The sequence below is a fragment of the Streptomyces flavofungini genome (assembly GCF_041028215.1).
Classification (GTDB): Bacteria; Actinomycetota; Actinomycetes; order Streptomycetales; family Streptomycetaceae; genus Streptomyces; species Streptomyces flavofungini_B.
Genome location: NZ_JASKYR010000180.1, coordinates 1 through 11,851, shown reverse-complemented (window position 1 = coordinate 11,851; position 11,851 = coordinate 1). Strand labels below are relative to the sequence as shown.

The window sequence follows — 11,851 nt, the reverse complement described above, 5'->3', positions numbered from 1 at the left end:
GCGCGGCGGTGTCCGCGTGACCGGGCAGCGCGACGTCCGCCTTGGCGAGCTGGCGCTCGGCCGGGCTGATCGGCAGCAGCTTGCGCCGGTCGCGCGGGGTGTGGGCCTCGACGCTGCCGCCGCTCAGAATGGTCTGGAGCCGGTTGGAGATGTCGGAGTAGTCGTCGAACCCGAGCACGCCGTCGGCCTCGGGCAGCGCATCGGCGAGCTCCTTGCCGTACCGCTCGGCCATGCAGCCGACCGCGACGACGGCCTGGGTCTTGCCGTGGCCCTTGAGGTCATTGGCTTCGAGGAGGGCGTCTACGGAGTCCTTCTTGGCGGCTTCGACGAAGCCACAGGTGTTGACGACGGCGACATCCGCGTCCTCGGCGTCCTCGACGAGCTGCCAGCCATCCGCCTCCAAGCGGCCTGCGAGCTCCTCCGAGTCCACCTCGTTACGGGCGCAGCCAAGAGTGACAAGGGCGACGGTGCGGCGTTCGGGCATGGTCTCAAGACTACTTCGTCCGCGCCCCGGCCCCCGCCGCCAGGGTTACCGGGCGGTCGGCCTCCGGTCGGCGCCGCTTCACCGGTCCGTCACCGCGCCCCGGTCGACGTCCCAGGTCAGCGCGGTCACGGGGGGCCGGTCAGCCGACCTCCGGGTCACCCTTCGTGTACGTGAGGCGCTCGACCTGGCCGGGCTCGAATTCGTTCTCGACCTGCTTGCCGTTCACGTACAGCTCTATGGCTCCGGCGTCGCCCAGAATGAGGTCGATCTTCTTCTTGTCCTGGAAGGTCTTGGCCTGGCCCTCTTCGAGGACGCCGTCGAAGAGGGTGCGGCCGCTGTGGTCCTTGGCGGAGATCCAGCTCCGGCCGTCCGCGGCGTTGACCTTGACGGTGACCTTGTCGCGCGGGACGCCGGCGATGGCGCTGTCGGAGGGGTCGGGCTTGGGGTCGGCGGGCTTGTTCGGCTTGGGCTTCACGGCCGGCTTGCTGCTGGCGGGCGCGGCACCCTCGGCCATCGACTTCGTGCCGCCGCCCTCGTCGTCGCCGCCGCTGAAGGCGGTGAAGCCGACGAAGCCGATCACCGCGACGATCGCGGCGACCATGGCCGCGGTCCAGTTCGGCCTGCGGGGCTCGGAGCGGATGCGCTCGGCCTCGAAGAGGGGCGCCGCGGGTGTGGGCACGGGCGGATGACCGCCGTGCCCCGCGTCGTACTGCGCGATCAGCGGGGCGGGGTCGAGGCCGACGGCGCGCGCCAGCGTCCTGATGTGGCCGCGGGCGTACACGTCGCCGCCGCACCGGGAGAAGTCGTCCGCTTCGATCGCGTGCACGATCGGGACGCGCACCCGGGTGGACGTGCTGACCTCGTCCACGGTCAGCCCGGCCCTGACCCGGGCCTGGCGCAGGACATCGCCGATCTTGGGCTCGTCGGCCCGGCGATCGGCCGCCCAGCCGTCTGCTGCCGGGGTCTCGGCCGCGGGGCGGGCTTGGCGGTCGAGGCGGTCGTCGTCTGAAGGTCGGTCGTCTTCAGGGGAGTTGCCGATGGACACGGGGGCGCCTTTCGAGCGTGTAGCCACCTGCCGGAGGTTCAGTTTAGGGGGGCCCGGAAAGGGTGGGGCAACCGGACGGACGGACTTTGTACGCCATCAGAATGGCCTTACATACCGATGGTGCGACATCGTGCTCTTCTCTCCCTCAACTTGACGTGTGTCGAAGGGAAACGGTTGCCTCCCACACCCTTACGGGTGAGCCTCCCCGCGGATCACGGCCAGCACGCCGTCCAGCTCGTCAGGTTTCACAAGAACGTCACGTGCCTTCGAACCCTCGCTCGGGCCCACGATGCTGCGCGACTCCATCAGGTCCATCAGCCGTCCGGCCTTCGCGAAGCCGACGCGCAGCTTGCGCTGGAGCATCGACGTGGACCCGAACTGAGTGGAAACCACCAGCTCCGCGGCCTGGCAGAGGAGATCGAGGTCATCGCCGATGTCCTCGTCGATCTCCTTCTTCTGCTTGGTGCCGACGGTGACGTCGTCCCGGAAGACCGGCGCCATCTGGTCCTTGCAGTGCTGGACGACCGCGTGGATCTCATCCTCGGTGACAAAGGCGCCCTGCATACGGGTGGGCTTGTTCGCCCCCATCGGCAGGAACAGCCCGTCACCCTTTCCGATGAGCTTCTCCGCGCCCGGCTGGTCGAGGATGACCCGGCTGTCGGCGAGCGAGGAGGTCGCGAAGGCGAGCCGCGAGGGCACGTTCGCCTTGATCAGACCGGTCACGACGTCCACCGAGGGCCGCTGTGTGGCGAGCACCAGGTGGATGCCGGCCGCGCGCGCGAGCTGGGTGATGCGGACGATGGAGTCCTCGACGTCGCGCGGCGCGACCATCATGAGGTCGGCGAGCTCGTCGACGATCACCAGCAGATACGGATAGGCCTGGAGCTCCCGCTCGCTGCCCTCCGGCGTCTTGAGCTTGCCCTCGCGGACGGCCTGGTTGAAGTCGTCGATGTGCCGGTACCCGAAGGCGGCGAGGTCGTCGTAGCGCAGGTCCATCTCGCGCACGACCCACTGGAGGGCCTCGGCGGCCTTCTTGGGGTTGGTGATGATGGGCGTGATCAGGTGCGGGATGCCCTCGTACGCGGTCAGCTCGACGCGCTTGGGGTCGACGAGGACCATCCGTACGTCCTCGGGGGTCGCCCGCATCATGATCGAGGTGATCAGGCAGTTGATGCACGAGGACTTGCCGGAGCCCGTGGCACCGGCGACCAGGATGTGCGGCATCTTCGCCATGTTCGCCATGACGAAGCCGCCCTCGACGTCCTTGCCGAGCGCGACCAGCATGGGGTGATCGTCCTCGGCCGCGTCCGCGAGCCGCAGCACGTCGCCCACGTTGACCATCTCGCGGTCGGAGTTCGGGATCTCGATGCCGACCGCGGACTTGCCGGGGATGGGCGAGATGATCCGCACGTCCGGGGAGGCGACGGCGTAGGCGATGTTCTTGGCGAGCGCCGTGATCTTCTCGACCTTGACGGCGGGGCCGAGCTCGATCTCGTAACGCGTGACCGTCGGGCCCCGGGTGAAGCCGGTGACCTGCGCGTCGACCTTGAATTCCGTAAAGACGTTCGACAGCGAGCTGACGACCGCGTCGTTGGCCGCGCTGCGGGACTTGCCGGGGCCGCCGCGCTCAAGGAGGTCGAGCGAGGGCAGTGAGTACGTGATGTCCCCGGCGAGCTGGAGCTGCTCGGCGCGCGGCGGCAGCTCGCGCGGGGCCTCGGGCGCGGACTTGGTGAGGTCGGGGACGGCGCTCTCGCCCGGCTCCAGGGCCTTCTGCGGGGGCTTCCTCTTCAGCTTGCCGGGCACCGGGGCGTCGGGGTCCCGCTCCGGCGCCTGGGTGGCCCGTGCGCTCGGTACGGGCGCCGTGCGCTCCCGCTCCTCGGCGGGCGCGGGCTCCTCCCGCCGGTCCGCGCGCTCCCCGGAGACGCCCTGCGTCAGATCGGCGACCAGGGGCGAGGGCGGCATCCCGTGCATGACGGCACCGTCCAGCGAGGCCGCCGCCGCTGCCGCCACGTCCACGGCGTCCATCGGCCGGTTCATGTCCGGCTGCACGGGGGTCCTGCGCGGCCTGCGGCGCTTGGTGAGCGCCTCCTCCTCGGCCTGGTCGGGGTCGTACGCCTCGGGCGCGGCGCTACGGCGGCGCGAGGACCGCGCGGGCAGCGCCTCGCGCCACTGCTCGTCGTAGCGCTCGTCGTCCTCGCTGTACATCCCGTCCTCGGGCTCCGGCTGGAGCACGCCGAGCCGGACGCCGAGCGCCCGCAGCCGCTGCGGGATGGCGTTGACCGGTGTCGCGGTGACGACGAGCAGGCCGAAGACGGTGAGCAGGACCAGGAGCGGCACCGCGAGGATCTCGCCCATGGTGAAGATCAGTGGGGTGGCCGAGCCCCAGCCGATCAGGCCGCCCGCGTCCCTTATCGCCTGCATGCCGGAGCTGCGGGCCGGTGAACCGCACGCGATGTGGACCTGGCCGAGGATGCCGATGACCAGGGCGGAGAGGCCGATCACGATACGGCCGTTCGCCTCGGGCTTCTCCGGGTGGCGGATGAGGCGGACGGCGATGGCGCCGAGCAGCAGCGGGACCAGCAGGTCCAGGCGGCCGAACGCGCCGGTCACCAGGATCTCCACCAGGTCACCGACCGGGCCCCGCAGATTCGACCAGGTGCCCGCGGCGACGATCAGCGCGACGCCGAGCAGCAGCAGCGCGAGGCCGTCCTTGCGGTGCGCGGGGTCGAGGCCCTTGGCGCCCCGCCCTATGCCGCGGAACATCGCCCCGACCGCGTGCGCGATGCCGAGCCAGACGGCGCGCGCCATGCGGTACACACCCCCGGTGGGGCTGGGCGCCGGCTTGGGCGCGGGCTTCTTCGCGACGGCCTTCTTCGCCGGCGCCTTTTTTGCGGCCGTCTTCTTGGCGGGCGGTTTGGCGGCAGGCCTCTTCGCCAAAGCCTTCGTCGGCGCGGCCGCCTTCTTCGCGGGCGTCTTCTTGGCTGCGGGCTGACGTGAGGCCATGTGTGTGAGGTTACCTTTGTCGACCTCTGCGGACACGTGTGCCCACCGCTTCACCCGTCTGTGTCGTCCTGTGGTGGCGGGTAACTGACGGGAACTCACCGGGGCCGCGGGGCGGCCCGTCGTCTCAGTTCTGCGAGGGGACGGAGGGGGCGCCGCTGCCAGTGCCTGGTTCCAGGGCGTCAAGGGCGCGGCGCAGGCCGGTCAGTTTGCGTTCGAGATGGGCCGCCGTGGCCACCGCCGCCGCGTCCGCCGACTCGTCGTCGAGCTGCTTGGAGAGCGCCTCGGCCTGCTCCTCGACGGCCGCGAGCCGCGCCGAGAGCTCGGCGAGCAGCCCCGCCGGTTCCTTGGCGTCGCCCGCGGCGGGCTTGCCGCCGCCCTCCAGCTGGAGGCGCAGCAGCGCCGCCTGCTCACGCAGTTGACAGTTCTTCATGTACAGCTCGACGAAGACCGAGACCTTCGCGCGCAGCACCCACGGGTCGAACGGCTTGGAGATGTAGTCCACCGCGCCCGCCGCATAGCCCCGGAAGGTGTGGTGCGGTCCGTGGTTGATGGCGGTGAGGAAGATGATCGGGATGTCCCGGGTCCGCTCCCGCCGCTTGATGTGCGCCGCGGTCTCGAAACCGTCCATTCCCGGCATCTGCACGTCCAGCAGAATGACCGCGAAGTCGTCCGTCAGCAGTGCTTTGAGCGCTTCCTCCCCGGACGATGCCCGCACCAGTGTCTGATCGAGCGCAGAGAGGATGGCCTCCAGCGCCAGCAGATTCTCCGGCCGGTCATCGACCAGGAGGATCTTGGCCTTCTGCACCATGGCCCGCCCTCCTCGCCCCGGCGAAACACCGGGTGCCGCCCCAGAGGACGACTCCCTTGCGCCGCCCGTCCTTGTGCCGGTCATGGTAGCCGCACCCCGCCCGTCGCCACACCCTGTCACCGCGATGTCACTGTGCACGTAGCAGAAACGCGGTGGGAGACCAGAAGGTTCCCCGAATACCGCGGTTCTACACGACCTCGGCCACACTCTGTCAGCAACTCCGTGTGACGAAGCCGGTTCTCGGTCACTGGCCGTGCATCCACTGCTGCATCACCGACAACAGGTGATCGGGATCGACCGGCTTCGTGACGTAGTCGGACGCGCCGGAGTCGATCGCCTTCTCCCGGTCGCCCTTCATGGCCTTCGCCGTGAGCGCGATGATCGGGAGCCCGGCGAACTGCGGCATCCTGCGGATCGCCGTGGTCGTCGCGTACCCGTCCATCTCCGGCATCATGATGTCCATCAGGACGACCGTGACGTCGTCGTGCTGTTCGAGCACCTCAATGCCCTCCCGGCCGTTCTCCGCGTACAGCACCGAGAGGCCGTGCTGCTCCAGGACACTGGTGAGCGCGAAGACGTTGCGGATGTCGTCGTCGACGATCAGGACCTTCTCGCCGCCGAAGCGGAAGGCCGCCCTCCCCGCCGCGGGCTCCTGGCCCGCCGTGGGCCACTGCTCCTGCGGCCGCTGCTCCTGCGCCGCCGCCCCCGGCTGCTGTCCCGGCAGCGCGGGCTGCTGCTCAGGGGCCGCCGCGGGGCCCTGGCCGGACGCCGACCGCCTGCGCCGCCGGAAGAGCGAGGCGGGCGGAGCGGGCGCCTCGCGCCGCGGCCTGGTGCCCTCGGCCCGTGCCGTGGCCTCGGCCCCGGCGCCCTCCTCCAGGGCGGGCAGCTCCGGCGTGGCGGGCGCGGGGGCGAGCTGTGCGTAGCCCTGCGGGGGCAGTTCGCTGGGGTGCAGGGGCAAATACAGGGTGAAGGTCGAGCCGCGGCCCGGCTCGCTCTGTGCGTAGATCTCGCCGCCGAGCAGCCGCGCGATCTCCCGGCTGATCGACAGGCCGAGCCCCGTGCCGCCGTACTTGCGGCTGGTCGTCCCGTCGGCCTGCTTGAAGGCCTCGAAGATCACGCGCATCTTGCTGGCCGCGATGCCGATGCCGGTGTCCGTCACCGAGAAGGCGATCAGGTCGGCGCCCGCGTCCCGCAGCGAGCCCGCCTCCAGGAGCTGTTCCCTGATGGCGTCCGGCACATCGTGGTTGGCGTGCCGGATGACCAGCTCGACCGCTCCGGAGTCGGTGAACTTCACCGCGTTGGACAGCAGGTTGCGCAGCACCTGGAGCAGCCGTTGCTCGTCGGTGTGCAGGGTCGCGGGCAGCTCCGGCGAGACCCGTACGGAGAAGTCGAGGCCCTTCTCCGCGGTCAGCGGCCGGAAGGTGGCCTCCACGTAGTCGACGAGCTGGACCAGGGCGATGCGCGTCGGGGAGACGTCCATCTTGCCCGCCTCGACCTTCGACAGGTCCAGGATGTCGTTGATGAGCTGGAGCAGGTCCGAACCCGCACCATGGATCGTTTCGGCGAACTCCACCTGCTTGGGGGTGAGGTTGGAGTCCGCGTTGTCGGCGAGCAACTTGGCGAGGATCAGCAGCGAGTTGAGCGGAGTGCGCAGCTCGTGCGACATGTTCGCCAGGAACTCGGACTTGTAGCGCATCGAGACCGCGAGCTGCTCGGCACGCTCCTCCAGGACCTGCCGCGCCTCTTCGATCTCGGTGTTCTTGACCTCGATGTCGCGGTTCTGCTGGGCGAGCAGCTCGGCCTTCTCCTCCAGCTCCGCGTTGGAGTCCTGGAGCGCCTTCTGCCGGTTCTCCAACTCCGCGGAGCGCTCCCGCAGTTGCTCGGTCAGCTCCTGCGACTGCTTGAGCAGCACCTCGGTCTTGGTGTTGACGCTGATGGTGTTGACGCTCGTCGCGATCATCTCGGCGATCTGGCTGAGGAAGTCCTTCTGGATCTGCGTGAAGGGCTGGAACGCGGCCAGCTCGATCACACCGAGGACGGTCCCTTCGAAGAGCACCGGCAAGACGATCACCTGGGCGGGCGGTGCCTCGCCGAGGCCGGAGGCGATCCGCAGATAGCCCGAGGGCGCGTTCTCCACGAGGATCGTGCGCCGCTCCTTGGCGGCCGTGCCGATCAGGGTCTCGCCGGGCCGGAACGACGTCGGCATGGATCCCATGGAGTAGCCGTAGCTGCCCAGCATGCGCAGCTCGTACGCGTCCTCCTGGTCGCCTCCCAGGTCCTTGGCGTCGTCCGTGGGCAGGGCGAGGAAGAAGGCGCCGTGCTGCGCGGAGACCACGGGCGTCAGCTCGCTCATGATGAGCGAGGCGACGTCCTCCAGGTCGCGGCGGCCCTGCATCAGACCGGAGATCCGCGCGAGGTTCCCCTTGAGCCAGTCCTGCTCCTTGTTGGCGAGCGTGGTGTCGCGGAGGTTCGCGATCATGGTGTTGATGTTGTCCTGGAGGACCTGGATCTCGCCCGCGGCGTCGACCTCGATCTTCAGGTTGAGGTCGCCGCGCGTCACCGCGGTGGCGACCTTGGCGATGGCCCGCACCTGACGGGTCAGGTTCCCGGCCATCTCGTTCACCGACTCGGTGAGGTCGCGCCAGGTCCCGTCGACGTCACGCACGCGTGCCTGCCCGCCGAGCTGCCCTTCGGTGCCCACCTCGCGGGCGACCCTGGTGACCTGCTCGGCGAAGGAGGAGAGCTGGTCGACCATCGTGTTGATGGTCGTCTTGAGCTCCAGGATCTCGCCACGGGCGTCGATGTCGATCTTCTTGGTGAGATCCCCCTTGGCGATCGCGGTGGTGACCATCGCGATGTTGCGGACCTGTCCGGTGAGGTTGGAGGCCATGCCGTTCACGGACTCCGTCAGGTCCTTCCACGTACCCGACACGCCCGGCACGCGCGCCTGGCCGCCCAGGATGCCGTCCGTGCCCACTTCGCGGGCCACGCGCGTGACCTCGTCCGCGAAGGAACTCAGGGTCGTCACCATGGTGTTGACGGTGTCGGCGAGCTGCGCGACCTCGCCGCGCGCCTCGACCGTCACCTTCTTGGTGAGGTCTCCGTTGGCGACCGCCGCCGACACCTGGGAGATGTTGCGCACCTGGCCGGTCAGGTTGTTCGCCATCAGGTTGACGTTGTCGCTGAGGTCCTTCCAGGTGCCGGTGACGCCCGGGACCCTGGCCTGACCGCCCAGGATGCCCTCCGTGCCCACCTCGCGGGCCACGCGGTTCACCTGCTCGGCGAAGTTCGAGAGCTGGTCGACCATCGTGTTCACGGTCGTGACGAGTTCGAGGATCTCGCCCTTGGCGTCGACCGTGATCTTCTTGGAGAGGTCGCCCATGGCGACGGCCGTGGTGACCTCGGCGATGTTCCGCACCTGGAGGGTGAGGTTGTTCGCCATGCCGTTCACGGACTGCGTAAGGTCTTTCCAGGTGCCCGAGACGCCCTGCACCTCGGCCTGGCCGCCGAGGATGCCGTCCGTGCCCACCTCGCGCGAGACCCGCGTGACCTGCTCCGCGAAGGCGGAGAGCTGGTCGACCATGGTGTTCAGGGTGTTCTTCAGTTCCAGGATCTCGCCGCGCGCGTCCACGTCGATCTTCTGCGACAGGTCGCCACGCGCCACCGCCGTCGCGACCTGCGCGATATTGCGCACCTGCGCGGTGAGGTTGCCCGCCATGCCGTTCACGGAGTCGGTCAGGTCCCGCCAGACACCGGCCACGCCCGGCACCTGCGCCTGACCGCCGAGGCGCCCCTCGGTACCCACCTCGCGGGCGACCCGCGTCACCTGGTCGGCGAAGGCGGAGAGCTGGTCGACCATCGTGTTGATGGTGTTCTTCAGCTCCAGGATCTCGCCCCGGGCGTCGACCTCGATCTTCTGCGACAGGTCGCCGCGCGCCACCGCCGTGGTGACCTGGGCGATCTGCCGCACCTGGGACGTCAGGTTGCCCGCCATGAAGTTGACGGAGTCGGTGAGGTCCTTCCAGGTGCCGCTCACGCCGTCCACGCGCGCCTGGCCGCCGAGGCGGCCCTCGGTGCCCACGTCCCTGGCCATCCGCGTGACCTGGTCGGCGAAGGACGAGAGCTGGTCCACCATCGTGTTGACGGTGTTCTTCAGCTGGAGCATCTCGCCGGACACGTCCACGGTGACCTTCTGCGACAGGTCGCCGTTGGCCACCGCCGTCGTCACCTGCGCGATGTTGCGGACCTGGCCCGTGAGGTTGCGGAAGGCGGTGTTCACCGAGTCGGTGAGGTCCTTCCACGTGCCCGCCGCGCCCTGCACCTGCGCCTGGCCGCCCAGCTCGCCCTCGACACCGATCTCCCGCGCCACGCGCGTCACCTCGGAACCGAAGGCGGAGAGCTGGTCCACCATCGTGTTGACGGTGTTCTTCAGCTCCAGCATCTCGCCCGCGACGTCGACCGTGACCTTCTGCGACAGGTCGCCGTTCGCCACCGCCGTCGTCACCTGCGCGATGTCCCGCACCTGCGTCGTCAGGTTGCGGAAGACCGTGTTGACGGAGTCGGTGAGGTCCTTCCAGGTGCCCGCCGCGCCCGGCACGTTCGCCTGGCCGCCGAGCTGGCCCTCGGCGCCCACTTCGTTGGCCACGCGCGTGACCTCGTCCGCGAAGGTCCGCAGCGTCTCGGTCATCTGGTTGATGGTCTCGGCGAGCTGCGCGACCTCGCCGCGCGCGGAGACCGTGACCTTCTGGGACAGATCGCCGTTCGCGACCGCCGTCGTGACCTGCGCGATCCCGCGCACCTGCGCGGTGAGATTGCCGGCCATGAGGTTCACCGAATCGGTGAGGTCCTTCCACACGCCCGCCACACCCGGCACCCGCGCCTGACCGCCGAGCTCGCCCTCCGTGCCCACCTCGCGCGCCACGCGCGTCACCTCGGAGGAGAACGAGGACAGCTGGTCCACCATCGTGTTGACGGTGTTCTTCAGCTCCAGCATCTCGCCGGCCACGTGCACCGTGACCTTGCGGGACAGATCGCCCTTCGCCACCGCCGTCGTCACGAGCGCGATGTCCCGCACCTGTGCGGTCAGGCGGTACGCCATCGTGTTGACGGAGTCCGTGAGGTCCTTCCACGAACCGGACATCCCGCGCACCCGGGCCTGCCCGCCGAGCTTGCCCTCCGTGCCGACCTCACTGGCCACGCGCGTGACCTCGTCGGTGAAGGTGGAGAGCTGGTCGACGAGGTTGTTGACGGTGCGCCCGACCTTCAGGAACTCGCCCCGCAGCGGATGTCCGTTCCCGTCGGACCCCTGCGCCCGCAGCTCCATGCGCTGCTCCAGGTCGCCGTCCGCCACCGCGGAGAGGACCCGGCCGACCTCGGAGACAGGCCGTACGAGGTCGTCCACCAGGGCGTTCGAGGCGTCGATCGCGGTCGCCCACGAGCCCTCGCTCGCCCCGCTCTCCAGGCGCTCCGTGAGTTTTCCCTCACGCCCGACCATGCGCCGCACCCGGGAGATCTCCCCCGTCAAGTGCAGATTCCGGTCGGCCACCTCATTGAAGACCGCCGCGATCTCGGACATGACGTCGTCGCCGGAGACCGTGAGCCGCTTGCGGAAATTGCCGTCCCGCATCGCCACCAGGGCCGCGAGCAGCCGATTCAGGGCCGCCGCGTCCACGGACGCCTGTGCCCCTTGGCGCGGTTTGCGCTGTTTGTTCAGGGACTGTCCGTCTTTCGCGCGCGTGTCAGTGCCCCGCGTCGCTGCGCCAGACTCCACTGTGTCCCTCCCGCAAGGGTCGACCTACTGCTTGAGCTGCTCGGGCTGTCTCCATGAAGCTTGCCCAGTGTTTCACCATGGCTGAACCAGGCCATAACAGTTCGGCAGCTTCGCACACCGTCCGCACACCCTCCGGGCGGAAACACTGACGACCGGCATCAGCATGGACGGCGAAGGTAAGTAACCTTGCATCCGGCTGTCCAACCACCCCGGTCCTGCCCGGCCTGGGCGGTGGTACACGAACAAGCGGGCATCGGAGGGGCGGCCGCACCATGAGTTCGGGAGAACTGGGCGTCGATACTCGTACGAGGAGTGCTGTGATCACCGCGCGCGCGGCTGCGACTTTCGACCCCGTCGGGCGTTCCGTCGCGACGGCCCGCTCCTTCGTCCGTGACACCCTTCAGGGCTGGGGCTTCACCGACATCGTCGACGACGCCGTCGTCCTGACCAGCGAGCTCGTCACCAACGCCGTCGTGCACGCGGGCACCGCCGCCGACGTCCTGTGCCTGCGCACCGAGGACGCCGCACGCATCGAGGTCTCCGACCGCTATCCGGAGCGCGAGATTCCGCTCCAGCAGTCCTCCGTCAACATGGGCAGCCCCGACCGCGAGGGCGGCCGCGGCCTCCAGCTCTGCGCCGCGCTCGCCACCCGCTGGGGCGTGGAGTACACCCCGACCCACAAGCAGGTCTGGTTCCAGCTCGACCTCCCGCACCGCCGCGTGGGCACGCGCACCGCGGGCC

At 69.5% G+C, this 11,851-nt stretch carries 6 protein-coding genes and 1 pseudogene; 2 read left to right on the top strand and 5 right to left on the bottom strand.

Annotated elements, in window-relative coordinates; genetic code table 11:
• The 3 genes and pseudogenes from AB8Z36_RS15040 to AB8Z36_RS15030 all read right to left on the bottom strand — a co-directional run.
• Nucleotides 1–484 (bottom strand): annotated as a pseudogene (locus AB8Z36_RS15040) (30S ribosomal protein S12 methylthiotransferase RimO); the annotation flags it as partial.
• Nucleotides 485–623: 139 nt separating this feature from the next.
• Entirely contained in the window at nt 624–1,529 is a 906-nt protein-coding gene (locus AB8Z36_RS15035) for a helix-turn-helix domain-containing protein (protein WP_369213792.1), read from the bottom strand.
• A 189-nt stretch (nt 1,530–1,718) separates the two neighbouring features.
• The gene (locus AB8Z36_RS15030; protein WP_369213791.1) at nt 1,719–4,337 is read right to left on the bottom strand and encodes a DNA translocase FtsK; all 2,619 of its coding nucleotides are present in this window, start codon (nt 4,335–4,337) and stop codon (nt 1,719–1,721) included.
• A gap of 16 nt (nt 4,338–4,353) precedes the next feature.
• Here AB8Z36_RS15030 and AB8Z36_RS15025 point away from each other — a divergent pair, with 16 nt between their 5' ends.
• Nucleotides 4,354–4,521, top strand: a complete 168-nt coding sequence (locus AB8Z36_RS15025; RefSeq protein ID WP_369213790.1) for a hypothetical protein — start codon at nt 4,354–4,356, stop codon at nt 4,519–4,521.
• Nucleotides 4,522–4,656: 135 nt separating this feature from the next.
• Here AB8Z36_RS15025 and AB8Z36_RS15020 read toward each other — a convergent pair whose 3' ends face one another.
• Both AB8Z36_RS15020 and AB8Z36_RS15015 read right to left on the bottom strand, forming a co-directional pair.
• Nucleotides 4,657–5,340 (bottom strand): response regulator, encoded by a 684-nt coding sequence (locus AB8Z36_RS15020; protein ID WP_369213789.1) that lies wholly within the window; start codon nt 5,338–5,340, stop codon nt 4,657–4,659.
• A 244-nt stretch (nt 5,341–5,584) separates the two neighbouring features.
• Complete coding sequence (locus AB8Z36_RS15015) at nt 5,585–11,110, bottom strand: HAMP domain-containing protein (RefSeq protein ID WP_369213788.1); 5,526 nt, start codon at nt 11,108–11,110, stop codon at nt 5,585–5,587.
• A 272-nt stretch (nt 11,111–11,382) separates the two neighbouring features.
• On the opposite strand from AB8Z36_RS15015, the gene AB8Z36_RS15010 reads away from it, so the two are divergent.
• Nucleotides 11,383–11,851, top strand: a 469-nt coding sequence (locus AB8Z36_RS15010) for an ATP-binding protein (RefSeq protein ID WP_369213787.1), incomplete at its 3' end; no start/stop codon positions are given.